We start from the raw sequence: 24,786 nt of genomic DNA, 5'->3' as shown, positions 1-24,786 counted from the left end.
CGGGTAGAAAACGAGGAAGGTTTCCCTTAAGATGGGAGGGACAGAATGAAAGAGGAGATACATGAGATGGACATTCAGGCAGCCCGACACTTTTTCTCACAACTAGAAGGCGATCACGCAGACCGGCTCGAGGCGATTATCACAGAAATCGAACAGACGGGAACGTATACGCTGACGACCGACGAGTTGACGGAAGGCGCAAAGCTCGCCTGGCGGAACTCGAACCGATGCATCGGCCGTCTGTTTTGGCAGACGCTCACCGTCCGGGACGCCCGCGACGCAAAGACGTTCGACGAAGTGTTCGAGGCACTCGTCGACCACCTGCGCTACGCGACAAATGGCGGAAAAATCCGATCGACGATGACGGTGCTCCCGAACGAGTTCCGTTTGTTGAACGCGCAACTCATCCGGTACGCGGCGTATGAGACGGAGGACGGAATCGTTGGCGACCCGCTATCCTTGACGATTACGCGACAGGCCGAACGACTCGGCTGGAGCGGGACCGGGACCGAGTTTGACGTCTTGCCGCTGTTGATTACGGACGGTCGTGAGGTCCGGCTCTATGAACTGCCAGATGATGCGGTGCTCGAAGTCGAGATTCGGCATGAGGCGTGCGACTTGTTCGACGGACGCACGATCAAGTGGCACGCCGTCCCGGCCATCGCCGATATGGAGCTTGAAATCGGTGGCCAGCGTTTCACATCAATCCCGTTCAACGGCTGGTATATGGAGACCGAGATTGGAGCGCGCAACTTGGCCGATACGGACCGCTATAATCTCTTGCCGCTTGTCGGCGCGTCCCTTGGGCTCGATACGTCGAAAGAGCGGACGCTTTGGCGCGACCGGGCCCTCGTCGAGTTGAATGTTGCCGTCTTACAGTCGTTCGAGCGGGCCGGGGTGACGATTGTCGACCACCACACGGCGGCGAAACAGTTCAAACGGTTCGAGAAGAACGAACAGGACGCAGGTCGCGACGTGACCGGCCAATGGAGCTGGCTCATCCCGCCGCTGTCACCGGCCGCGACGCACGTGTTCCACCGCCATTATGATGACAAAATTGTGACGCCGAACTTGTTCGCGCGTTCGGGTTGTCCGTTTTCGGCGTTTCAAGCGAAGGCAAAAGAGGAATCTAAAGCCTAGAACCGAAACGAGAGGATGATGAACGTGGCAGTCCCAATTTGGAAACGTGCCGTTGCCAGTCAAATTGACCAACTCATTTTTCAAACCCCAGCGAAACTCGTCGAGAAGACGATTCGGAAGAAGTTGTTTCCTGGAAAAGAAGTGAAACGTTACTATTTGCCGACGCTCGTGACGATGGCAGGGGAAGTGTACTTCTTACTCAACAAAAATGGCCAGACGATTGGTGACCAAGTCGTCGGGATTAAAGTCGTCAGTCAAGACGGTCGACCGCTCTCGCTCGAACAAGTCGTGAAGCGGACGCTGTATAAAGATGTCGTCTATCCGGCCACGCTCGGTCTGCCGCTGTTAAAAGCGTTGCAACAGATCAAGTCGGGCAAAGACATGGAATTGCCGCACGATGAGTTTGCCCATACGAAATTGATTTCGACACGATGAGTCGAAGCCGAAGACAGCGCGACGATGAGTCGAGCTGTCTTTTTCGTGCGAATCAGTCAGAAAGGAAGGATTTCGAAAAATAAGGTATAATGAGTTAGGAAAAAATTGAACGACCATTGGAGGATTTTTGTTATGACCAAAATCGCATGGATTACCGATAGTATGGCCAATTTCTCGAAGGAAGAGGCGGCCCGTCTCGGTGTCGATATCGTCCCGATTCAATTGATCGTCGACGGCAGCGGCTACAGCGAAGTCGACTTGTCTCTCGAAGACTTGCACCGCTATATGATTGACCAAAAGAAAGAAGCGAAGACGTCACAGCCGATCTTCGGTGACTTCATCGCTCGTTATGAGCGTTTGAAAGAAGAAGGCTACGATTGTGCCATCGCCGTCCATTGCTCGAACGGCTTGAGCTCGACCGTGAAAAATTCGAGTGCGGCGGCCGAAGCGGCCGGCTTCAAAGTATACACGGTTGACTCGCACGCAGCGCTCGAGGCGCAACAAGAGCTCGTTCGTCTCGGTCTCGCCGCCGAAGCTGAAGGCAAGTCGGTCGAAGAAATCGTCGCCTTGCTCGAAGCGTGGCGTGATAAGAAGAACTTCTTCATGATTATCGGCAACATGGAAACGATGCGCCGCGGGGGTCGCGTGTCGTCAGGCGAGATGTTCCTCGCGAACATCCTCAATATCAAACCGATTATTACGCTCGATGAGACGGGGAAGGTCATCCCGTTCAAAAAAGCACGGTCGCTCAAGAAAGCATATGCCGAGATGGTGACCGAGCTAGAACGTCGTCACGCCGCGAACGGCATTCATAACAACCGTGTCTTCGTTCAGACGGCGCTCGCTCCAGAAATGCAAGACAATATTGTCGCGCTCATCCAAGCGAAATTGCCAAACATTGAAATCGTCAAGACACGTTTCTGTCCGTCGATTGCGGTCCACGCAGGCTTTGAAACGGTCGGAATTCTCTGGCTCGACGCGTAACCATAAAGGAGGGAGTTTGATGGAAGCTGTCACCACGCTCACGGCGTTACAAGACCGGATTGCGGACTCGAACCAATTGCTCGTCTACGTCTCGCATCCGACCTGTAGCGTCTGCCATTCGCTCAAACCGCAAGTCGAAGAGATGTTGACGGAGTTTCCCGATATCGAGGCGGTCGCCATCGATTCGGATCAAGTACCGGAGATTGCCGGCGCTTATTCGATTTTTACGGTGCCGGTCGTCCTATTTTTCCTCGACGGAAGGGAAACGCTCCGCCGCGCCCGGTTCGTCCCAATCGGCGAGCTGACCCATCAACTCGAGCGTCTCCAAGAGATGCGAGGCTAAATCCACAGACACGTGTCTGTGGATTTTTTTGATTGCCGGAGCCGGGCAGAGGGAATCAATAGAGTAGTTGCGTCACTATATGAGAATGGAGAAATGGGGAAACGCGGATGAATCTGATACGTCACTCCGAATGGGCCGACACGAAGCGCACGCTTCATCTCGTCTCGCAAATCTTAGGGAAAATCAAACTCGGGCTCGCCCCGAAAGAACCGCAATGGGCCCACGTTACATTGCCACTTACTGTGACCGGATTCTCGACTGGGCCGCTTTGGAGCGGGGAGACGTTGTTTGAGGTGGACGTCGATGTCGCGACCTCGGTGATCACCGTGCAAGTCGAAGGCAAAACGAACGCAATCCCGTTGACCGACGGGACGTCAATCAAGTCATACTACGACGCAATCGTCAGCGCGCTCCGTGGGTCTGGCGTCGAGGTCACCATCAACCCGAAATCGCAAGAGATGCGCGACACGTGGTGGCTCGACCGAGACGAGACGTCTCTCGTCTATGACGCTTCGGTTGCTCAGAAAGGTGTGCGTTTGTTTCAATACGCGGCGCGGGAACAAGCAACGTTTCTCGCTCCGCTCCGATGCCGGAAAGTGAAACCGGCTTTGTTTTGGGGCACGTTCGACGTGTCGTCAATTATCGTCTACGGGAAGTCCGAGCCGTTCCCGGAAGACAAACTAATCGAGAAGGCGGCGTTCGATGAGCACATGATTGAGTTCGGTTTTTGGCTCGGGGATGAGTCTGTCGACGTGCCGACGTTCTTTATCTTGCCGTATCCGTTTCAATACACCGAGCTCGCCTCGGAACGGCTTCAACCTGCGGATGCCTACTATGACGCCAAAATGAGTGAGTGCTTCTTGTCGCTGGAAAAGGGGAATCGGTCAAGTGACGTCCAAGCTTTCTTCCAGACATCGTTCGACCTGTTGAGTGAACAGCTCGGATGGGAAGGGTGCGCGCATTATTTTTTGCCGCTCGATATGCCGCCGCAACCAAAATAAGAGCCCACAGACGAAAGTCTGTGAGCCCTTATTTTTATTCTGCCGCGACTTGTGGCACAAGGTAAATCAAGCCGAACGGGTTATGGAGCAAGTTGTCGATTGACGTCCGCTCGTCTTCACCCATCTCGACCGTGAACGTCTTGCCGTCCTCGAACGTGAAGCTGTCTCCGTCTCCGAACATCGAACCACCCGAGATGAGGTGGAAGTTGAACGAGTGGACGACGTGAATCGCGTCTTCAATCTCGAGCGTGGCCGGTACGGCGACGTCGGCGTGACCGAACGCTTTCATGCCCCACGAGACGTAGGCATCTTCTTCTTCCGTGATGGCCGTCAGAAGCGAGTAGTCGAGGGCGAGGTCTTCTTCTTTCGACTCCTGCCATTCGTCTTTCGAGTAGGCAACACCAGCCGTCTCAACCATGACGCCGAGGCCGCCGGCGTTCAAGATGGCGTTGGCTGCACGGCGCGCCGCCGCGATGTCTGACACGTCATTGACGTCGACAATCAAATAGACGATGTGCGTATGGCGGGCGAGCCCTTTCGCGATTTTCGGCGTGAAGCCACCTGAACTGGCATGAATCATCGCCTCGGCGAGGGCAGGGTCGCGCTCGACGACTTCGACCGTGAACGCTTTTCCGGTCTCGTCTTCTAACAGCAACAGGCCGGCCATCGTGTAGCCTTCACTATGTAAACTGATTTGTTCGCTGACTGCCTCGGCTGACGACCAGTTTCCTGGGATGGCGAGCAATACTTGTGTACGGTTCATAAGAATCATCCTCTTCTTCTAATAGTCAGGCCCCTCACAGGGAGAGGCCCGGTCTCTTCTCTTATTATGCCCTATTTGGCGACAAATTATTCTTGATATGTCTTCAATACTTCTTGTAACGGGATTTGATCGATTTTCCGACGACTGATGAACGTACTCGCGAAGAAGAGGAGCGTCACCGCGCCGAGCGTATACAGCACGTACACCCATTCAAATTCGAGCGGCAGGACGAGGCCGTAATCTTCTGCGAACACGACGATGATGACCCGCAAGATGAGGAGGGCGATCGGGATGCTGAGGAGCGCAGAGGCGAGCGCGTACATGAAATAGCTGTTCAAAATCATCGAACGGACCTCACGACGGTCATAGCCCATCACTTTCAACAGCGAGATGACGTAATAGTTTTTCTCGACCGTGAGCGCCGTCAAGACGAACAGGATACTGAAGGCGATTAACGCCGACCCGCCGATCATGACGTTCATCATCAAATTCATATATTCATTGATGGACTGGGACTGCTCGATGAGGCCGCTCCGAGAGATGATGGTCGGATAGTCCGTCTCGTCCGGCCGTTCGGTCGCGTAAATGCCGTTGAACAACTCGTCCGTCGTCCCGTCCGACAACTGTTCGCTGAGCGCCGCACGCGATAGATAGACGGTGTCCCCCATATACTCATCCGCGATGCCTTTAATCGGATACGACAGCGTCTCGTCTTCGAGTTCAATCTTGAGGGTGTCCCCGGTCTCGAGTCCGAGCTTCAAGGCAAGCGAGGCGCTCACGATGACCTCGTCTGCGGCAGGCGTCAAGTCATTCCCGTCTTCGTCTATAAGCCGATCGAGCGTGTTTGTCGCATCGAGCCCTTTCAACGTGACGAGCTTGTCTTCGACGAACGCGAACGGATAGGTGAGGAACGGTTCTTGTCCGTCACGAAGCGTGGGCTGCGTCGTCGTATACGCCTCGTACGCATAGTCGGCCTCATTCAATTCCCCGACGGTCATCCGGTCGACGGCCCCGTTCATCATGAGGGCGAAGACGATGAGAAGGGTCGAGAACAGGATGCCGAGGAAGAAGATGATGAAACTGCCCGTGCTTTTGACGGCGTATAAATATTTGAACTTCGTCTTGCCGCGTGTGTTGCGGAGCATGCGGCTGACGATCCGACTGAGGCGGTTGAGCGATACGTTGTCGCGAGGTGACAACAAAGCGAGCGCGCTCTCACCCATGATTTTATAGATGACCGCCCCTGCGACGAGTGCGAAGAAGAAGAGCGGGGCGAAGACGGCCGTGAGAAAGACGAGCGGGCTTTGAGCGATGGTGATGGACGGCAACAGATAAAAGTCGAGATACAGGTTTTTGAGCGGTTCGGCGAAATAGAGCCCGAGAAAGTAGCCGATGACGAGCATGATGGTCGCGAACACCAAGATGAGTACCAGATACGGTATGGCAATTTGGCGTCGGTTATACCCGATTGCTTTCAATAGACCGATTTGTCCGCGTTCTGCCTCGAGCATGTTCGAAATCAAGATGGCGACGATGATGACGGCGATGGAGACGATGAATAAACTCAAGCCGAGCGCCATCGCTTTACCGGACGAGATTTCGCTATAGATGGCGCCGCTGCGCATGATGTTCTCCGTCTCCATGACCGAGATGACGAACGGGAGCTCGACGTCCGTCACGACCGTCCCGTCGGCGGCACCAGCCAAACGGAACGATTCCGTGCCGGTCACTTCCTCGTAAGCGTTGTCCGTCATGAGGAGAAGCGTCTGCGTGCCCGGGTCGAGGTTAAAGTAATTTTCATCAAACAGCGGCAACGTATAGTCCGGGAACAGGACGAACCCGCTCACCGTGAACGGGCTGCCGAGGTCAATCGTGTCGCCGATGGCAATGTCATTCTTCTCGGCGTATTTCGCGTTGATGGCGACCTCGTCGTCTCGTACGGGGCGCTTGCCCGCTTCGAGATACGAGAGGTTGATGGCGTCCGCTTCTTTCAAGACGAGTCCGCGGTGCTCACTCGAGCCGAACGGATAGTTAATCAGCTTTGAGGCACGCAGTTCGAGCGTCGCGTTGCCCATATCACGCTCGACGGCATCAATCCGCGCCGTGACCAACGCATCGAACGCCGCCTCGTCGACACGCTGCAAGTCCGATAGTGTATATCGACCTGAAGCGATGAAGTCGGCGAGGGCGGGGTCGGTTGCTTCTTCCGCGGTGACGCGGTTGAGCATTTCGACGGCAAAGTCTTCTTGATTCGATGACGCAAGATATTCCTCGGTCGGGACTTCGATGCCGCTGATGCCATAAAACATCATCGTGTACGTGAGCGAGCTCATGACGATAATGACGGCGATGGCGAGAAGCTGCATCCATTTACCGGCGAGCGTCTTCCATACATTTTTATAAAGCATCTGTCTCACCCCCAGTGGATGTCACGAGCAGATCGTTTAATCGGGTTATGCGTCAATTCAATAATTCGACCCGAGTTCATTTTGATGACGTCATCGGCCATCTCGCTGATGCCGGTGTTGTGCGTGATGACGACGACGGTCTTGTCATACTCCTTGTTCAACCGTTCGAGCAGTTCGAGCACCCGTTTCGAGTTGTCCTCGTCGAGCGACCCCGTCGGTTCGTCACAGAAGACGATGGACGGATTTTTGGCGAGGCTGCGGGCGACCGAGACGCGCTGTTGTTCGCCACCGGACAGTTGGTACGGATACTTGTCGCGGGCGGCCGTCAGTCCGACCTGCTCAAGCAATTCATCGATTGGGAGTGGGTTGTCAGATAAATCGGCCCCGATTTGAATGTTTTCATAGACGGTCAGGTTTTGGAGCAGATTATACTGTTGAAAGATAAAGCCGAGATGGTCGCGCCGAAACGCGGTCATTTGTTCCGGGGACAACTTGGTCAGGACGGTATCACCGAACGTGATTGTCCCGGACGTCACCGTGTCGAGTCCGCTGATGACGTTCAACAGCGTGCTCTTGCCGCTCCCGCTCGGTCCCAGGATCACGACGAACGCGCCGTCCTGAATCGTCAACTCGATGTCTTTAAGCGCCGCCGTCTCGACATCCCCGGTCTTATAGATTTTATTGACGTGCTCGATGTGAATCATGCCGATTCCTCCTTTGTCCGATGCTATCTTTTACCCGTTTCAGGCGCATTGTGGACGGGAATATGTGAAACTTCAAGGGAATTCGATTTTTGAAAAAATAGTGAAACCGCTTCACCTGTGATAAAATAATATTACCAGGTACTAATTTTGATTGAAGGAGAGCCCTAACATGAAAATTGCTTATATTACGGACAGCACCGTTGTCCTTCCAGATTCTATTCAGCACCACCCGGACATCCATATCGTCCCGCTCTACGTCGTCAAAGGGGATCAACCGTATAAAGATGGGGTCGAGGTCGATGCCAAGACCGTGTACGAATGGATTGATGCGGGCGAACGCGTCTCGACGAGCCAACCGGCCATCGGCGACTTCGTCACATTGTATGAAGGAATCAAAGATCAGTATGACATGGGCATCGCCGTCCACTTGTCATCCGACTTGAGCGGCACGTATTCGGCATCGGTCCAAGGCGCAGAGATCGCTGAGTTCAAATTGCTCGCGATTGACTCGCGGGCCGGGATCTATACGATGGGACTCATGCTCGAAGAGTTGATTGAACGTGTCGAACGCGGTGACGCGCTCGAGGACGTCGAAGCGTATATGAAACAACGTGTCGAGGATGTCCGCATCGAGTTGATTTTGCAAAACTTGACGCAGATGCAAAAGGGCGGACGTATCTCGAAGTCGAAAGCGCTCATCGGCAACATGTTGCAGTTGAAACCGGTGCTCCGTTTCGAAGACGGGCTCATCGTTCCATATCAGACGGTCCGGACGTATAAAAAAGCGCAAGCCCAGCTGTTCGAAGCACTCCGTCAAGCCATCGATTCGGGCGAGTGCACGGACGTCTCCATTTTCCACGGGAACGTGCCAGAGCTGGCCGAGTCGTGGAAACGTGGGCTCGGCGATAAAGCCAAGATTCGGGTCGACACGCTCGCACCGCTCCTCGGAGCACACACGGGGTCAGGCTCAATCGGCATCTCGTTTTTAAAAGCGAAGTGATGACAAGATCGTGACGAGAGTCACGGTCTTTTTTTCATTGTCAAAACTTTCAAACAACGGCTGGAATCTTCAACCAAGAACCTTCATACTGTGTAAGAATGATAACGGATAAGGAAAGGGGGGAGACGATGCGATTTCGGAAGTACCTCGTCAGGAGCTGGTTCTCGTGGTCGATCGTCTTCATGGGGATTCTCTCCTATATGTGGCTCGGTATCGGGACGTTCGATTGGTCGTTGTTTTGGTTCATCTTTACGCTCGGTGCCCTGTTCGTGATGAATCCGCTCAAGCGGCGGCACTTACACTTCACGTTCCATGAGATGTTTGTCTTTATGACGTTCTTCTTGTACGGTCTGCTCCCGGCCTTATTGATGGGACAGCTCCTGCTGCTCACATTCCAGGCCCGGACGTTCGCGAACAAAGTCGGGCGGCGACGATTTTTACATTTCTACCCGCTCAATACGTTGATTGAGGCGATGTTGCTCGTCTTACCAGGACTCGTCTACTTGCGGCTCGGCGGACAAATTGGTCCGAACGTCCATCTGCTCGAGCAAGGTACGGCGCTACTCGGTTTCTTCGCGATCTTGTTCCTCGTCCTCGGATTCAGTTTCCTCATGTCGCGGTTCTTGATCGGGGAACGGATTCCGCTCCCGATCATGTGGCGTCTGCTCCGGTTCGACTGGCTCGTCATCTCGCTCGAGCTATTGTTCACGATGGTCGCGATTGAGGCGTTCCAACTGTTCGGCTACACCGGACTGATGGCGACGTTCCTCATCTTGTCGCTCCTCAAGATGGGGCTGTCCAAAGCGACGGAGACCGAGGAGACGCAGTCGAAAATCGACCAAGTCGAGCGTTTGAAAGAACAGCTCTACCGGGTCGACAACGAACAACTGCTCATTGAGAAGTTTTGGAACGGATTAAGAGAAGTTGTCGAACTTGAACGTGGCTGGCTACAAGTCAATCGAACCGGCGACCGCACGTTCTATGACGTCAGCGGACGAAAGTCAAAACCGGTTGCCGACGCCTTTACACTCGAACGGCATCGAGATGCGGAAGAGCCGTACTTCGTGTACGATTCGCTCCATGAGTGGCATCCAGACTTGCAGGCACAACAGACCGAGTTACATCATTCGGCCCTCGTCATCCAGCCCGTGTCGAGCACGACGAACGCGGTCAGTTGCATGATTTCGACGACAGCGAACGGCGCGTATGAAGGGGCAATCGCTGTCGAGATTCATCGACTGTTGAAAACTTTATCTTGGTCGCTCGAACGGATTGACGAGCGGAATCGTCTCCAGCATGAGAGCCTGACCGACCCGATGACCGGACTACCGAACCAGCGGGCACTCAAACGATGGACGAAGGAGCGATTGAACGACATCGCCTCGTATCCGTTGTCCGTGTTCTTGGTCGACTTGGATCATTTCAAGGCGATTAACGATACGTACGGCCATGCGTTCGGGGATGAAGTGTTAATCGAGGCTGGGGCGCTGTTCAGTCGTCTCGTCCGAAGCGGCGACCTCGTTACGCGATATGGCGGTGAGGAATTCGTGTTCGTCTTTCCGCGCATGAACGAGGCGGCCGCTCTTGTGACGGGGGAGAAGATTCGTCAAGCGCTCCGCACTCATCCGTTCGGCTCTGAAGGGATTCGCGTCCAAGTGACAGCGAGCATCGGCATCGAAACAATCCATGAGTACGAAGATCTCGATACGCTACTCCGCCACGCCGACCGGGCCATGTATGTCGGTGCAAAATTCAACGGCCGGGACCGTGTCGCCCATTATCGCGATACGTCGACGGAACGGATTCAATGATGAAGGAGAACACCAATAAGCCGGTGTTCTCCTTTTTTGTCTAATCAACATGAACGAGGTTCGGGCACCAGACATAGAAGTTCGTTCAACAGATATTGATCGAACTTCCATGTCTTACACGGGACGTTGATGTACCGTGACGCGTTCGATGCGCTCGTCCGTCGGCGCCCCGACACTTGCAGGATAGCAATCCGACGGAGACCCAGCAGTGTAAGCGATGCGGCTCCTGGATTGCCTGCAGAAAGCGTGGGCGCCGAAAGGACGATGACGCAACATCTACAAAATAAAGGAGGACACCGGATACCCGGCGTCCTCCTTATGAATGAAAGATTATAATTTCTGATTGAAAATTTCTGACTCGACCGCGTGAATCGCAGCCGACCATGAACCGTAACGATGAAGAATTGCTTTTGTGGAGGGTTTGTTGTTTCGTTTTGCCCATTCGCGATACGCTTCGAAGGAAAGAGAGAAGCCCATCTCGTGAATCGCTTCACGGAGTGCGGTGGAGAGCTCTGATTTCGAGTACGTCACACTCGCTTCAAGTCCGGCTTCGGCGCAGGCGTCATGCCACGAACCGAACGTCTTGACGATATGGTAATGGCTCGGTGCTTTCGGATGGAGCTTGCGCCATTCCTGATACTTTTTGAGCGTGATAATCGATCCCATGTCGCGCGAGTAGAGGGCGAGTGTCTCGATGATATCTTCACGCGTGTACTTTGGCATTTTGTCCGGGAGATCGACAGTCGCCTCTCCGTGCCATTCATAGCCGGCGATCGCAAGCGCCTCGGCCCATGACCCGAACTGTCGGATAATCGACTCGGGAGATGGCCAGCTTTGTTCCATCGCGAAGCGACGATACACAGAGCGTCGTGGACGTTCCTTCAACAAGTCGCCGAGCAGTCGAATACAGTGAATCATCCTCTGCTGTTCGGTGGACAAGTGGTGGGATTTAGTGGATAGCGTTTGACTCAATGATGGTTCCTCCTTCCATGGACTCATATCTGAACCGACAAAGATGACGAAGTTGCTTCTACAATCATACTATCGGCCAGTTTTTACAATTTATAAGTGCATTGTTCAAGTTTTTTTAAACCGATTTTATGAACTGATAGGTCTAAAGTCCTGTTTATACTTTGAAAAAATGGTAACAGTTCTATTACAAATTTAATATTAAATGGGTTCAATTGTAAACAAAAAGTTTTATCGTGGCTAATATGTAATAATCTGTACGAAAAAGTACCCAACTGGCCAATGGGGTCATCACCGTCGCACCAGTTGAGTACTCTTCTATAATAAATTTAATTTTCAGACTAATCAAATGAAAGTTTTGAAAATAACGATTTTTTTTTGAAAGGGTGGTCAGTGAAACGGACGGTCTGCTAAAATAATGGAATTGATGTAAATAAGAAAAGAGGATATTACGATATGACAATATGGTTATTTTATCTCCTACTCGGCTTGATTCAAGGGTTCACCGAGCCGATTCCAATCTCATCAAGCGGTCATTTGGTCATTTTCCAAGAGCTGTTTGATATCGAGTTACCGGGGCTCTCCTTCGAGATTTTCGTGAACTTTGCTTCACTGCTCGCGGTGTTGACGATTTATCGGCAGGACGTCGTCCGTCTCGTCGTCAGTCTGTGGACGTTCTTGTTTAAAAAGGACCGCAGTGACGAGACGATGGTCGACGTCAAGTTCATTGGTCTCTTGCTCGTCGCCACGGTCCCAGCCGGTGTGCTCGGCGTCCTGTTCGGCGATTGGATTGGCGAGAAGCTCAGCGGCGTCGCCACGGTCGGTTATACGCTTATCCTGACCGGGGTCGCGCTCTGGTTCATCCGGAATATGCGAGGGAATAAAGGAGACGGCGGCATCACGCTCCGCGACGCCATCTTGATCGGTCTCGCCCAAGCGGTCGCGCTCATCCCGGGCATCAGTCGTTCCGGGGCGACAATCGTCATGGCGATGTTGCTCGGCATCAAGCAAGAGTCGGCGCTTCGCTTCTCGTTCTTCCTTTTCATCCCGATCAGTCTCGGGGTGACGATTTTAGATGGACCGGAGTTGTTCACGAATCCAGAAACACGTGATTTGTTCGGACCGCTCATCTTGGCGTTCATCGCCTCGTATGCACTCACGGCCATCTCGCTCAAATGGTTCCAACACATCATGGCGAAAGGCGAGCTCAAATACTTCTCGTTCTATTGCTGGGTCGTCGGACTCCTCGTCGTTTTATTCTTGGCTTGATTTACAAGGCGCTGCTCATACGAGCGGCGCTTTTTTTTGCGCATTTCGTTTTGCCATCCATTTATTTTTGCGCTAAAGTGGAAACGTACAAACAAATATTCCTTCGGGGTCGGGTGAAAGTCCCAACCGGCGGTGATGGGCGCGAGCCTTAAGTCCGTGACCCGGGCGCACGTGTGCGAACGGTGGATCTAGTGCGATTCTAGAGCCGACAGTATAGTCTGGATGGGAGAAGGAAACATGACAGGTCCATGCGACCTGTAGTTCGTCGTACGTTTTTCTGTAAAGAAAACGCTTATTTGGCTTGCCCAAATGACGATGAACGACTCCCACCGAGACCTTGAGGATCATTCCTTGAGGTCTTTTTGTTTGTACGAAACAAGGAGGGAGATTATGCAACAGTACATGCAACAAGCCATCCAATTGGCCAAATCCGCCTCATCGACCGGCGTCAATCCGCGTGTCGGAGCCGTCATCGTCAAGGACGGTCGGATCGTCGGGTTCGGCGCCCACTTGAAGGCGGGGGAAGCGCACGCCGAAGTGCACGCCATCCGCATGGCCGGGGCCGCCGCCTATGGCGCGACAATGTACGTCACGCTCGAACCGTGCTCGCATCATGGCAAGACACCGCCGTGTGCCGATTTAGTCGTGGAGTCGGGCGTCAAGCGGGTCGTCATCGCGATGAGCGATCCGAACCCGCTCGTGGCGGGACAGGGCATCGCTCGGTTGAAAGCGGCCGGGATTGATGTCGAGGTCGGACTGCTCGAGCGTGAGGCACGAGCGCTCAACGTGGCGTTCTTGCGTTCGCTCGAGACGAGACGGCCGTACGTTATCTTGAAGACCGCGACGAGTCTTGACGGCAAAGTCGCACTCGATACCGGTGACAGCAAGTGGGTGACCGGGACCGAAGCGAGACGGGACGTCCATGAACTGCGGTCGACGGTCGATGCGATCTTGACCGGTGTCGGCACCGTGCTCGCCGATGATCCGGCCCTCACCGTCCGGCTCGACCGCGAGACGACGCAACCGCTCCGGGTCGTGCTCGATCGTGAGTTGCGCACGCCGCTCTCGAGTCAGCTCGTCCGGACGGCGAACGATGTGCCGGTATTGCTCTACACGACGTCCGACGATCGAGTGAAGCGGGACGCGTTCACACAACGCGGCGTTGAGCTCGCCGATTACACGTCGCTCGACGCTGTGCTACAAGACGTCTACGTACGCGGCATCGGTCGCCTGCTCGTCGAAGCGGGACCGACACTCGTCACTTCACTCTTGGACGGACAGTTCGTCGACGAGTGGGTCATGTATCAGTCGCCACGCGTGTTCGGCGGCAAGGGCGGTTTCTACCGCTCGCATCATGACGGGCCGCTCGATGCAATCGAGCGGTATGACGTGCAAGCGGTCGAGACGGTCGGCACCGACATCAAGCTCATCATGCGAAAGGGGGAGTCCGATGTTCACGGGAATCGTTGAAGAAATCGGTAGTGTGAAGGCAGTGAAACGGAACGGGCCATCCCTGCGGCTCACGCTCGCCGGACAGGTCGTCCTCGAGGACGTGAAGCTCGGTGACAGCATCTCCGTCAACGGCATCTGTCTCACCGTGACGACGTTCGACCGTGACAGTTTCTCGGTCGATGTCATGCCGGAGACGCTCAAGGCGTCGAGTCTCGACGGGGTCCGCCCCGGTACGAGCGTCAACTTGGAGCGGGCGATGCCTGCGAACGGACGTTTCGGCGGTCACTTCGTCTCGGGTCACGTCGACGGTGTCGGGCGCATCGTTAAAAAACGGTCGCTCGCCAACGCTGTCTATGTCGACATCAGCTGTGAGCCATCGCTCCTCCGTTATATCGTCCCGAAAGGTTCGATTTCGGTCGACGGGACGAGTTTGACGGTGTTTGACGTCACGGAACGTGGATTCACGTTGTCGCTCATCCCGCATACGTACAGTGAGACGGTGCTCGGGATGAAGCAGGCCGGGGATACGGTCAATTTGGAATGTGACATGTTGGCTAAATATATGGAAAAACTCGTAAGTCAAAAACCGATGACGCTTGAATCGCTCGCGTCACAAGGATATGGGAAGGCGGGATGGTAATGTTCCATACAATCAAAGAAGCAGTCGAAGATTTAAAGATGGGACGCCCCATCATCGTTGTCGATGACGAGGACCGGGAGAACGAAGGAGACTTCGTCGTGCTCGCGGACAAAATGACAGCGGAGACGATGAACTTCCTCATCACGGAAGGGAAAGGACTCGTCTGCGCTTCTCTCGCTGAAGAAGTGTCCGTCCGGCTCGACTTGCAGCCGATGGTCGCGAACAGCACCGATCCGCACGGGACGGCGTTCACGGTCAGTGTCGACCACGTCGATTCGACGACAGGCATCTCGGCGAGCGAACGGGCCCATACGGTGCGCGAACTCGCGAACATCAACGCCCGTCCGGCCGATTTCCAACGTCCCGGTCATATCTTCCCGCTCATCGCCAAAAAAGGTGGCGTCTCGGTCCGGCGCGGGCATACGGAAGCGTCGGTCGATTTGGCGCGACTTGCCGGAAGTGAACCGGTCGCCGTCATCTGTGAGATTATCCGTCCGGACGGCGAGATGGCCCGGGTGCCGGACCTTGAACGTGTCGCACAAGCGCATGATTTAAAATTCATCACGATTGAGGAATTAGTTCGCTATATGGAGACGGACCTCGTCGAACGAGAGGCGGACGTCTCGCTCCCCTCGGTGAAAGGGGACTTCCGATTGATCGGTTATCGGAACGTCCTCGACCGGGAAGAACACGTCGCGCTCGTCAAAGGTGAGCTCGAACACGCACCGCTCGTCCGGGTCCATTCCGAATGTCTGACCGGTGACGTCTTCGGGTCCCATCGTTGCGATTGCGGGCCACAACTGGACACAGCGATGGCGAAAGTGGAAGCCGAAGGCGGTGTCATCTTGTATATGAGACAAGAAGGGCGCGGCATCGGGCTGCTCAATAAATTGAAGGCGTACGAACTACAAGAACAAGGGCTTGATACGGTCGAGGCGAACGTTGCGCTCGGACTTCATGCCGACTTGCGCGATTACCGGGTCAGCGCGGCCATGCTTCGTGACCTCGGCGTCACGAACGTCCGGCTCATGACGAACAACCCGGAAAAAGTCGATGCGTTAGAAGCGTGCGGAATCACGGTCATCGAACGTGTCCCGATTCTCGTCGGCGCCCATGCGGCGAACGAGAAGTACCGAATGACGAAACAACAAAAAATGAACCACTTTGGAGGAGAAGAATCATGATGCATACATTTGAAGGAAACTTGGTCGGAAAAGGCTTGAAAGTCGGAATCGTCGTCGGACGGTTCAACGATCTCATCACGATGCGCTTGCTCGACGGGGCGAAGGATGCGTTGAAGCGCCACGGCGTCGAACAAGACGACGTCGAAATCGCGTTCGTCCCTGGGGCGTTCGAACTCCCACTTGTCGCGAAGAAGATGGCGATGAGCAAGAAATATGATGCCGTCATCACACTCGGGGCCGTCATCCGTGGGGCGACACCACACTTCGATTACGTCTGTAACGAGGCGGCGAAAGGCATCGCCCAGGCGAGTTATCAGTCAGAAGTACCGGTCATTTTCGGTGTCTTGACGACCGAGACAATTGAGCAAGCAATCGAGCGAGCTGGAACGAAAGCCGGGAACAAAGGGTGGGAAGCGGCAACATCGGCCATCGAGATGGCGAACTTGATGCGCGCGTTTTAATTGGACGGGGGAGAGCGAACCAGCTCTCCTCTTTTTTTGTCGTTAGCGACGCATGCGTCCCGGGAAAAGGATAGGGTGGAAGGAGACGATGGTGATGTGGGAATGGGTGGCTCAACTGAGCCCGGCCATGCAGGCGTTGCTCGGGACGATGTTCACGTGGGGGATGACCGCGCTCGGGGCGGCCATCGTCTTCATGACGAAGTCGATTAACGAGCGGTTGATGGACAGCATGCTCGGGTTTGCCGGCGGTGTCATGATAGCGGCCAGTTTTTGGTCACTCCTCGCCCCGGCCATCGAAATGGCGGAACAAGACGCGATGCCGGCTTGGTTTCCGGCCACCGTCGGTTTTTTAGTGGGTGGTCTGTTTTTGTCAGTCGTCGACAAGCTGATTCCGCACGTGCATCCGACGTCTTCGATGGCAGACGCGGAAGGGATTCGTCCGCTACGACGGAAGCGTAGCACGTTGCTCGTCTTGGCGATCACGCTGCATAACATCCCGGAAGGACTGGCCGTCGGCGTCGCCTTCGGGGCGGTCGCGGCCGATTTCCCGTCCGCCTCGCTGACAGGTGCCATCGCGTTGGCCATCGGTATCGGCATTCAAAACTTTCCGGAAGGTGCCGCCGTATCGCTCCCGCTCAGACGGGACGGGCTCTCCCGGCGCAGAAGTTTTTTCTACGGTCAGTTATCGGGTATGGTCGAACCGGCGGCCGCACTGGTTGGCGTCTGGGCCGTGCTTGTTATGGAGCCGCTCTTGCCGTTCGCACTCAGCTTTGCCGCCGGGGCGATGATTTTTGTCGTCGTCGAAGAAGTGATCCCGGGATCGCAAGAGAATGGGCATAAAGATATGGCGTCGATGGCGTTGATGCTCGGCTTCACCATCATGATGATTTTGGACGTGGCATTAGGATAAGCCACAGAAAAGGAGCGGTGACATGTGCGTCATCGCTCCTTCTTTCAGATCAACGCCAAAACGACGTGTGACCGGCCTTATCCTCGATATTGAACGCGATGATGTCACGAAGCAAATCGTAGTCGACGGCTTGGCTCCACTTGATACGGAACAGCTGTTTCGTCTGCGTATAGCCCGCCTCCCGGATTCGCTTCTGGAACACCTCGAGCGGGACGGCCTCCGGCGCGACGGCAAAGTGTGCTTTGGCCACACTGAAGGCGATGATGAACGTCCCGTGATCGGTGAACATCGGCTGATTCCAGGCGATGCGTTCCTCGAGGTGCGGGAATGTCTCCCGGACCCACACGAATATGTCGTCCAGTTTGGCACGGTGTTCCGGGTCGTCCATCGTGGCTAAAAAATCGTCAAACGTCTCCATGAGAAACCTCCTTTGGTGAAAGAAAGCCCGACTCAGATGAGCCGGGCTGATGGATTAAAACGTCTCAGACGTCGTTTTTGCTTGCATGTGGAGCTGGATGTAATCCGGTCCGCCTGCTTTCGAGTCTGTACCTGACATGTTGAACCCGCCGAACGGCTGATAGCCGACGATGGCGCCTGTGCAACCACGGTTGAAATACAAGTTCCCGACGTGGAAGTTCTGACGCGCGTACTCTTGGTTCGAGCGGTCACGCGTGAGGACAGCACCCGTCAAGCCGTATTCCGTGTTGTTGGCGATGTCGATCGCTTCTTTGAAGTCTTTCGCTTTCGTGAAGGCGACGATCGGTCCAAAGATTTCTTCTTGCATGAGGCGTGCTTTCGGCGCGACGTCAGCGACGACCGTCGGCTCGATGAAGTAGCCTGTCGAGTCGTCGGCTTTACCACCGGCGACGATTTTGCCTTCTTCTTTGGCGACGTCGAAGTATGATGTGATCTTTTTGAACGCGGCCGCATCGATGACCGGTCCCATGAAGTGTTCGTTTTGCTCCGTGTTGCCGACCGAGAGTTCGTTCGTCAATTCGACGACGCGGTCGAGCACCGTGTCATACACGCTGTCGACGATGACGGCACGAGAACAAGCCGAACATTTTTGACCAGAGAAGCCGAACGCCGATTTGACGATTGACTGGGCCGCGAGTTCGAGGTCCGCTGATTCGTCGACGACGATCGTATCTTTTCCGCCCATCTCTGCGATGACGCGTTTGAGCCAGATTTGGCCGTCGTTCAATTTAGAGGCACGCTCGTTGATGCGTAAGCCCACGTCACGTGAACCTGTGAAACTGATGAAGCGTGTCTTCGGATGGTCGACGAGATAGTCACCGACTTCTGCGCCTGGTCCTGGGATGAAGTTGAGGACGCCTTTCGGAAGGCCTGCTTCTTCCATGACCTCGACGAATTTCGCAGCGACGATCGGTGTCGTCGATGCTGGTTTCAAGAGGATCGTGTTACCGGCAACGATAGCCGCGACGGCCGTCCCTGCCATGATTGCGAACGGGAAGTTCCAAGGGCTGATGACGATCCCGACCCCGAGTGGGATGTAGTCATAGCGGTTGTATTCGCCCGGACGGCTCTCGACTTTTTTACCTGGTTTGAGCTCGAGCATTTGACGTGCATAGTATTCCATGAAGTCGATCGCTTCTGCTGTATCCGCGTCCGCTTCGTTCCACGGCTTGCCTGCCTCTTTGACGAGGTAAGCCGAGAACTCGTGCTTGCGCTTGCGGACGATGTTCGCCGCTTTGAACAAGACGTCGGCACGGACGGCCGGATCGACATGGCGCCATGAGTCGAACGCTGTGAGCGCTTCTTGCATCGCACGCTCAGCGAGCTCTTGGTTCGCTTTCGAGACGTGACCGATGACTTCTTCTTTATTGGCCGGGTTGTAAGACGTGATTTTGCCTTCCGTCGTAACTTTCTCCCCACCGATTACGAGCGGATAGTCTTTTCCGAGCTCACCGTTGACTTTCTCGATCGCCGCTTGGATGGCTGCGGCGTTCTCTTTGTTTGTAAAGTCTGTGAATGGTTCATGTTTGTATGGAATCATTCTCGTTCCCCCTTAAAAGTGATCGTATATTGAAGCGCTTACGTCTGTATTGTATCTAAAATCGTGGTGAAATCCTAGTGAAACAATTTTCCAGAAAAGCGTGTCGTTTTCGCTCGAAATCGAGTCGTGGTAGGATGAGAGTACAGGACGACTTGCGAAGGGAATGATTGAATGAACAAGTGGATGATGCCGCTCGTGCTGACCGTGTTGCTCGCAGGATGCGGAACGGCGGACGAAACGCCGACGGAAGAGGCGGCCGAAGAGACGAAAGCGCCGCTCCCGGAAGCGGTCGAGACCTTGTATACGTCATACCAACAAGCGCTCGAAAACGGGGATGCGGCGGCGCTCAAAGCCATCGACTATGCGGGCGAGTTGACCGACATCCCGGCGACCGGTGCCGAGATGCGTGGCCTCACGCCGGGCGATATGTACGAGAGCTGGGTGAATGAGGACGGGGACGTCGCGTTCATCGTCCATGAGATGGAGGACGCGGACGGCAATGAACTGCCGAACCGACTCTCGAAAGTCGCTATCAAAGAAGGGGAGGACTGGAAACTCGTCGTCACCCCGGCTCTTATCCCGGCCGATGTGATTGGAGAAGTCGGCGACATGTTGACGGGAATCGAGGCGAACGAGTACGGCGTGAATGCAGAAGCAAATGCCCGTCTCGCCGAAGTGCCGGAAGACGAGGCTGGCCCGATTTATGACCAAGTGAACGCCCAGACCGACTACGTCGCGCTCGAGGCCGACAATAACGTCTTCTTGCTCATGGCCGAGACGCTCACCGTGCCGGAGAACCAAGACACGATGGCCGACTACTTCGAGGCGTACCGGACGTGGTATACCGACAATGAGGCGGCACTTAAAAAGGCCGCTGCAACAGAAGACCCGGTCGAGTATCTCGAAGTGCTCGAACCGCTCAAACAAAAATTAGAACAAGCGATCGACGGTTATGACGAGAATCTCGTCGACCCGTCGTTCGGATAAGGAGGAAATAACATGTTAGCACCGACATTCACATTACCGAACCAAAATGGGGACATGATCTCGCTCGAGGACTACCGGGGCCAGAAAGTCGTGCTTTATTTCTACCCGAAGGACGCGACACCGGGTTGTACGACCGAGGCATGTGACTTCCGCGATGCGACACCGCGATTGAACGGGGCCGTCGTCCTCGGCATCTCGGCCGACAGCCAGAAGAAGCACCAAAACTTCATCGCCAAACATGAGCTGCCGTTCGATTTGCTCGTTGACGACACGCATGAGGTGTCGGAGCTATACGGCGTTTGGCAATTGAAAAAGAATTACGGGAAAGAGTACTATGGCATCGTCCGTTCGACGTTCCTCATCAACGAGGACGGCTATATCGAACAGGAATGGCGCAGTGTGAAAGTGAACGGGCACGTCGACGAGGTCGTCGCGGCGCTCACGACATGAAACGAGACGGCTTCCAAAACGGGGGCCGTTTTTTTGTGCGCCTCGCATTACAATTTTATTTCAAATACTAAATTCAGAATCAGGTTAAGATAAAGCGCAAAAGTGGTATATTACAAAAATATTACACGACATCGGACCGGATTAATGCCTTGTCAACTTGACGAAGTTGAGAATGTTCTGAAAAATATGAAGGAATGGTGAACACCAGATTTACATAGGGGGCAGAGTAGCATGGAAAAGTTTGAAGCGGTCCTGACGAGTTTATCCAACCTCGTCTGGGGGCCACACTTATTGATTCTATTGATTGGGACGGGCGTCTATTTGACGTTCCGGCTCGGCTTTATCCAAGTGACGCGGCTCGGATACGGTTTGAAAGAAGCGTTCATCCCGAAACAGAAAACGGGAGCGGAAGCGGAGAAACAGAAAAAGCAACGTGGTGACATCTCTCACTTCCAGGCGCTCATGACAGCGCTCGCGGCAACGGTCGGGACCGGGAACATGGTCGGCGTCGCGACGGCGGTCGTCCTGGGGGGACCGGGCGCCATCGTCTGGATGTGGCTCTCCGGTTTCATCGGGATGGCGACGAAGTACGCCGAGGCGATTCTCGCCGTCAAATATCGTGTCGTCGATGAACGGGGCGAGATTGCCGGCGGACCAATGTATTACTTGGAGCACGGTTTGAAGAAGAAGTGGCTCGGTATGACGTTCGCCTTGTTCGCTGCGATCGCCGCGTTCGGTATCGGCAACGGCGTCCAGACGAACTCGATCAGTATGGCGCTCAATACGTCATTCGGGATTCCGATGCTCGTAACGGGCATCGTGCTCATGGTGCTGACAGGATTCGTCATCCTTGGTGGCGTCAAATCAATCGGGAAAGTCGTCGGTGTGTTCGTACCGGTCATGATTATCGGTTATGTCGGGGGCGGACTCGTTATCCTCGTCATGAACTTCGAGTTGATTCCGTCGGCATTCGCGACCATCTTCTCGAGCACATTCAGTGCGGAAGCCATCGGCGGTGGGGCGCTCGGTGCCGCGATTCGATACGGGGTCGCACGTGGCGTATTCTCGAACGAGGCTGGCCTCGGCTCGGCACCAATCGCAGCAGCAGCCGCGAAGACAGATTTCCCGGGACGGCAAGCGCTCGTCTCGATGACGCAAGTGTTGATTGATACGCTCATCGTCTGTTCGATTACCGGATTGACGATCGTCATGAGCGGTCAGTACACGAGTGGTCTTCAAGGCATCGAGTTGACGCAAGCATCCTTCGCGTATTTCCTCGGTCCGATCGGGGAATTGATCGTCACGATTTCACTCGTCTTCTTCGCCTTCTCGACGGTGATCGGCTGGTGTTATTATGGGGAACGGTCGGTCTATTACTTGCTCGGGGAGAAAGCCATCGTGCCATATCGGATGGTGTATATCGTCGTCGCCGGACTCGGCGCGATGACGACGAACTTGAATCTGATTTGGGCCATCTCTGATGTCTTCAACGGGCTGATGGCGATTCCGAACTTGATTGGTCTCTTATTCTTGTCAGGTATCGTCGTCGCCGAGACGAAGCGTTTCGAGCTCGAACGGCAAAAAGAACTGCGGCAAGCCGCTTAACCAAAAGGAAGCATCCTCACGCGAGGACGCTTCCTTTTTTCATACCTTGAATTGACCGATCAATGCGTTCAATTCGTCCATCTTTTGTTGGGATATTTCTGTGACGCGGTTCAATTCGCTGAAGCGGTCGACAGACATCGTCACTTTCTCGGCGATTTCCTGTGTGCCGAGCGCACCGTTGTTGACCGTGACAGCCACGTCTTGGATGACCCCGATCATATTCGACGTCAACTGCTCGAGTTCAATAGCGGCGACGGCAAACTCTGAGGCGGTCGCTTCGAACCGGCCGGCGTCCTCACTGTAATGCTCGGCCGCCTCTTCGAGTTGGTCATAGTCTTTCAACACGTTTGTATCGAGGAAACTGAGCATCTCGCTCGACGTGTCGTTCAAATGGTCGACGGAGTGGAGCACGGTCGTCGAGATGGCTTGAATCCGTTCGACGGTCGTCCGGCTCGTCTCGGCGAGTTTCCGAATTTCATCGGCGACGACGGCGAACCCGCGTCCCGCCTCGCCAGCCCGAGCGGCTTCAATCGAGGCGTTCAAGGAAAGTAGATTCGTCTGGGCGGCGATGTCTAAAATGTCGTTCGTGAGCGTCGCGATCTCCCGGACGGCTTTGGCGTCTTGCATCGCCTGCTCTAAGTTGACGCGCGTCGACGAGAGGACGTGGAGGGCGGACGCTTTCGCCTCGACGGCATGGTCGCGCAAGGCGACGGCGCGGGCATCGACTTGCTCGGCCTCGGCTTTTCGCTCGGCGGCCATCGTCACGATGTTGTGAAGCGTCCGTTCCATGTCAGAAGCCGACGCGTTCATCTCTTGGGCGCTCGCGGCCGTCTGTTGCATCCCGGCCGTCAAGTCCTCGGTCGTGGCGGCCGTCGTCGTCATGTACGTGTCGAGCTCGCGCAACTCATCATACATGAGACTTGACTGTGCGGTCACCCCGTGAGACACACCGTTCACTTGCAAAATCAATTGGCGAAGGTTGGCAAGGAATTGGTTGAAGTCACGGGCGAGTCCTGAAAACTCATCGCGGCGCTTCACCGGGATGGCCGTTGTCAAATCGCCTTGGCTCGTGGCCAGCTCCCGCATCTTCACTTTGAACTCATTTAATGGCTCAAAGATGGAGCGGAAGATGAATACCATCATCAGCACCGTGAAGATGACAGCAGCGGCCATGATGATCATGAGTGTGAGCTGGACTTGTTCGAATAGCGCCGCACCGGATTCCGTGTCAGACCGAATCTCATCGCGGTTCAAGTTGACGAGCAGACCAAGCGTGTTTGACAAGGCGTCAGCGCTTGGTGTCGCCGTGTCCCGGAAGTAGGCGTCGGCCGCGGCTTGCCCGTCCTCGTTCGAGACGCGCACCAACTCATCGATGTTCGTCTGGAATGACGTCCATTGGGTCGTCGCTTGATCGAACAATTCCTGATCGGCCTGTGTGATAATCGTTGACTCATATCCAGTCATTTGTTGTTCGAGAATCGTGACGGCTGTCTGCAAATCACGCTCGATGTTTTGCTTCATCACCTCGTCCTCGACCAAGGCGTGGCGGGTCATATGGCGACGAATCTCTAGCAACTGTTTGTCGACTTGATGGATTTGGTCCATCCCTGGCACCCACGAGACGGTCATATCTTGTTGGGCGGCCTTGGATGCATTCAACGCATAAAACGAGTAGCCGCTCACCCCGAGCAACAACACGAGCAAGACGGTGAACGCGACGATCAGTTTATTACGGATTGACATAGGAATCCCCCTCGAAAAAATAATGCTTCTTTCTAAGCATAATGAGATTAGGGGACGGACCGAATAGGCGTTTTTGGAAACGAGTCAATATTACGAGGACATTCCCTAAGTTTTCAAAAAAGACATCAAGATTGGTGAGATGGGATTTTCTTTTTTGTCTTATAAAAAAGTGGTATGATAATGGACGATGTATTGAAAACTGTTGGAGGTGGAACCTTTGGCTCGAATCACAGAAGCTGAAGTTCGGCACGTCGCCGGACTCGCCCGACTTGCGATCACAGAAGATGAAGTGACGCACTTCACGGAGCAATTGACAAAAATCCTCGAGTTCGCCGAGCAACTCGATGAACTCGATACGACGGGCGTCATCCCGACGACCCATGCCCTAGATTTGAAAAACGTACTACGCAAAGACGAGGTTCGTCCTTCACTTCCACGCGAGGAAGTCGAACGGATGGCACCTGATTGGGAGAACGGCCAAGTCCGTGTCCCAGCGGTCTTTGAATAAGG

General features: G+C 54.6%; 24 protein-coding genes and 1 riboswitch. Of the genes, 17 read left to right on the top strand and 7 right to left on the bottom strand.

The features are described 5' to 3' along the window. Positions 1-66 precede the first annotated feature (66 nt). The 5 genes from KNP84_RS02765 to KNP84_RS02745 all read left to right on the top strand — a co-directional run bounded on the left by KNP84_RS02765 (position 67) and on the right by KNP84_RS02745 (position 3,903). Positions 67-1,140, top strand: a complete 1,074-nt coding sequence (locus KNP84_RS02765; RefSeq protein WP_285800454.1) for a nitric oxide synthase oxygenase — start codon at positions 67-69, stop codon at positions 1,138-1,140. 18 nt (positions 1,141-1,158) lie between these two features. Next, positions 1,159-1,575 (top strand): RDD family protein, encoded by a 417-nt coding sequence (locus KNP84_RS02760; RefSeq protein ID WP_251130230.1) that lies wholly within the window; start codon positions 1,159-1,161, stop codon positions 1,573-1,575. Between the two features lie 132 nt (positions 1,576-1,707). Next, on the top strand, positions 1,708-2,559 hold the full coding sequence (locus KNP84_RS02755) for a DegV family protein (RefSeq protein WP_215114182.1): 852 nt from the start codon (positions 1,708-1,710) through the stop codon (positions 2,557-2,559). Positions 2,560-2,578: 19 nt separating this feature from the next. Then, positions 2,579-2,902, top strand: coding sequence for a thioredoxin family protein (locus KNP84_RS02750; RefSeq protein ID WP_215114181.1), 324 nt, complete (start codon positions 2,579-2,581; stop codon positions 2,900-2,902). Positions 2,903-3,009: 107 nt separating this feature from the next. Further along, on the top strand, positions 3,010-3,903 hold the full coding sequence (locus KNP84_RS02745; protein ID WP_215114180.1) for a DUF5996 family protein: 894 nt from the start codon (positions 3,010-3,012) through the stop codon (positions 3,901-3,903). A 34-nt stretch (positions 3,904-3,937) separates the two neighbouring features. On the opposite strand, the gene KNP84_RS02740 is transcribed toward KNP84_RS02745, so the two are convergent. From KNP84_RS02740 to KNP84_RS02730, 3 genes are all read right to left on the bottom strand, one after another. Beyond that, positions 3,938-4,666, bottom strand: a complete 729-nt coding sequence (locus tag KNP84_RS02740; RefSeq protein WP_021066469.1) for a DUF4261 domain-containing protein — start codon at positions 4,664-4,666, stop codon at positions 3,938-3,940. Between the two features lie 86 nt (positions 4,667-4,752). Then, positions 4,753-7,074: an ABC transporter permease gene (locus KNP84_RS02735; RefSeq protein ID WP_215114179.1), complete on the bottom strand. Its 2,322-nt coding sequence runs from the start codon at positions 7,072-7,074 to the stop codon at positions 4,753-4,755. A gap of 5 nt (positions 7,075-7,079) precedes the next feature. Then, positions 7,080-7,778 (bottom strand): ABC transporter ATP-binding protein, encoded by a 699-nt coding sequence (locus KNP84_RS02730; RefSeq protein WP_021066471.1) that lies wholly within the window; start codon positions 7,776-7,778, stop codon positions 7,080-7,082. Between the two features lie 169 nt (positions 7,779-7,947). Between KNP84_RS02730 and KNP84_RS02725 the strand changes: the two genes are divergently transcribed. Next, positions 7,948-8,778: a DegV family protein gene (locus KNP84_RS02725; RefSeq protein WP_215114178.1), complete on the top strand. Its 831-nt coding sequence runs from the start codon at positions 7,948-7,950 to the stop codon at positions 8,776-8,778. A gap of 128 nt (positions 8,779-8,906) precedes the next feature. Next, the gene (locus KNP84_RS02720; protein WP_215114177.1) at positions 8,907-10,589 is read left to right on the top strand and encodes a GGDEF domain-containing protein; all 1,683 of its coding nucleotides are present in this window, start codon (positions 8,907-8,909) and stop codon (positions 10,587-10,589) included. 330 nt (positions 10,590-10,919) lie between these two features. Here the strand turns inward: KNP84_RS02720 and KNP84_RS02715 are convergent, their stop codons facing one another. After that, on the bottom strand, positions 10,920-11,561 hold the full coding sequence (locus KNP84_RS02715) for a homing endonuclease associated repeat-containing protein (protein ID WP_235045171.1): 642 nt from the start codon (positions 11,559-11,561) through the stop codon (positions 10,920-10,922). Between the two features lie 453 nt (positions 11,562-12,014). Between KNP84_RS02715 and KNP84_RS02710 the strand changes: the two genes are divergently transcribed. The 6 genes from KNP84_RS02710 (at position 12,015) to KNP84_RS02685 (ending at position 17,474) form a co-directional block, all read left to right on the top strand. Further along, positions 12,015-12,827 (top strand): undecaprenyl-diphosphate phosphatase, encoded by an 813-nt coding sequence (locus KNP84_RS02710; protein ID WP_214826654.1) that lies wholly within the window; start codon positions 12,015-12,017, stop codon positions 12,825-12,827. Positions 12,828-12,922: 95 nt separating this feature from the next. Continuing rightward, positions 12,923-13,065, top strand: a riboswitch (FMN riboswitch). A 152-nt stretch (positions 13,066-13,217) separates the two neighbouring features. Then, on the top strand, positions 13,218-14,297 hold the full coding sequence (gene ribD, locus KNP84_RS02705; protein WP_215114176.1) for a bifunctional diaminohydroxyphosphoribosylaminopyrimidine deaminase/5-amino-6-(5-phosphoribosylamino)uracil reductase RibD: 1,080 nt from the start codon (positions 13,218-13,220) through the stop codon (positions 14,295-14,297). Further along, a complete protein-coding gene (gene ribE / locus KNP84_RS02700) occupies positions 14,278-14,919 on the top strand; it encodes a riboflavin synthase (protein WP_021066477.1) in 642 nt (213 codons plus the stop codon). The genes ribD and ribE overlap by 20 nt, the downstream gene beginning before the upstream one ends. After that, a complete protein-coding gene (locus KNP84_RS02695) occupies positions 14,919-16,103 on the top strand; it encodes a bifunctional 3,4-dihydroxy-2-butanone-4-phosphate synthase/GTP cyclohydrolase II (RefSeq protein WP_215114175.1) in 1,185 nt (394 codons plus the stop codon). Before ribE ends, KNP84_RS02695 begins: the two co-directional genes overlap by 1 nt. Next, a complete protein-coding gene (gene ribH, locus KNP84_RS02690; RefSeq protein ID WP_021066479.1) occupies positions 16,100-16,564 on the top strand; it encodes a 6,7-dimethyl-8-ribityllumazine synthase in 465 nt (154 codons plus the stop codon). Before KNP84_RS02695 ends, ribH begins: the two co-directional genes overlap by 4 nt. A gap of 94 nt (positions 16,565-16,658) precedes the next feature. Beyond that, on the top strand, positions 16,659-17,474 hold the full coding sequence (locus tag KNP84_RS02685) for a ZIP family metal transporter (RefSeq protein WP_215114174.1): 816 nt from the start codon (positions 16,659-16,661) through the stop codon (positions 17,472-17,474). 49 nt (positions 17,475-17,523) lie between these two features. Here the strand turns inward: KNP84_RS02685 and KNP84_RS02680 are convergent, their stop codons facing one another. Both KNP84_RS02680 and pruA read right to left on the bottom strand, forming a co-directional pair. Continuing rightward, entirely contained in the window at positions 17,524-17,892 is a 369-nt protein-coding gene (locus KNP84_RS02680; protein ID WP_215114173.1) for an iron chaperone, read from the bottom strand. A 54-nt stretch (positions 17,893-17,946) separates the two neighbouring features. Beyond that, a complete protein-coding gene (gene pruA, locus KNP84_RS02675) occupies positions 17,947-19,491 on the bottom strand; it encodes an L-glutamate gamma-semialdehyde dehydrogenase (protein ID WP_021066482.1) in 1,545 nt (514 codons plus the stop codon). A gap of 171 nt (positions 19,492-19,662) precedes the next feature. Between pruA and KNP84_RS02670 the strand changes: the two genes are divergently transcribed. The 3 genes from KNP84_RS02670 to KNP84_RS02660 all read left to right on the top strand — a co-directional run bounded on the left by KNP84_RS02670 (position 19,663) and on the right by KNP84_RS02660 (position 22,533). Continuing rightward, a complete protein-coding gene (locus KNP84_RS02670; protein WP_215114172.1) occupies positions 19,663-20,478 on the top strand; it encodes a nuclear transport factor 2 family protein in 816 nt (271 codons plus the stop codon). Between the two features lie 12 nt (positions 20,479-20,490). Continuing rightward, positions 20,491-20,928 carry a thioredoxin-dependent thiol peroxidase gene (bcp, locus tag KNP84_RS02665; protein ID WP_021066484.1) on the top strand — a complete coding sequence of 146 codons (438 nt, stop codon included), beginning with the start codon at positions 20,491-20,493 and terminating at the stop codon, positions 20,926-20,928. 231 nt (positions 20,929-21,159) lie between these two features. Beyond that, positions 21,160-22,533 (top strand): alanine/glycine:cation symporter family protein, encoded by a 1,374-nt coding sequence (locus KNP84_RS02660; protein WP_215114171.1) that lies wholly within the window; start codon positions 21,160-21,162, stop codon positions 22,531-22,533. A 39-nt stretch (positions 22,534-22,572) separates the two neighbouring features. Here the strand turns inward: KNP84_RS02660 and KNP84_RS02655 are convergent, their stop codons facing one another. Then, positions 22,573-24,276 (bottom strand): methyl-accepting chemotaxis protein, encoded by a 1,704-nt coding sequence (locus tag KNP84_RS02655; protein ID WP_215114170.1) that lies wholly within the window; start codon positions 24,274-24,276, stop codon positions 22,573-22,575. A gap of 217 nt (positions 24,277-24,493) precedes the next feature. Here KNP84_RS02655 and gatC point away from each other — a divergent pair, with 217 nt between their 5' ends. Beyond that, complete coding sequence (gene gatC / locus KNP84_RS02650; RefSeq protein ID WP_021066487.1) at positions 24,494-24,784, top strand: Asp-tRNA(Asn)/Glu-tRNA(Gln) amidotransferase subunit GatC; 291 nt, start codon at positions 24,494-24,496, stop codon at positions 24,782-24,784. The last annotated feature ends 2 nt before the right edge of the window (positions 24,785-24,786 follow it).

Source organism: Exiguobacterium sp. s70 (assembly GCF_018618315.1).
GTDB classification, from domain to species: Bacteria; Bacillota; Bacilli; order Exiguobacteriales; family Exiguobacteriaceae; genus Exiguobacterium; species Exiguobacterium chiriqhucha.
Note: the sequence above shows the minus strand (reverse complement) of the source record. Positions and strands in the feature narration are given on the sequence as shown.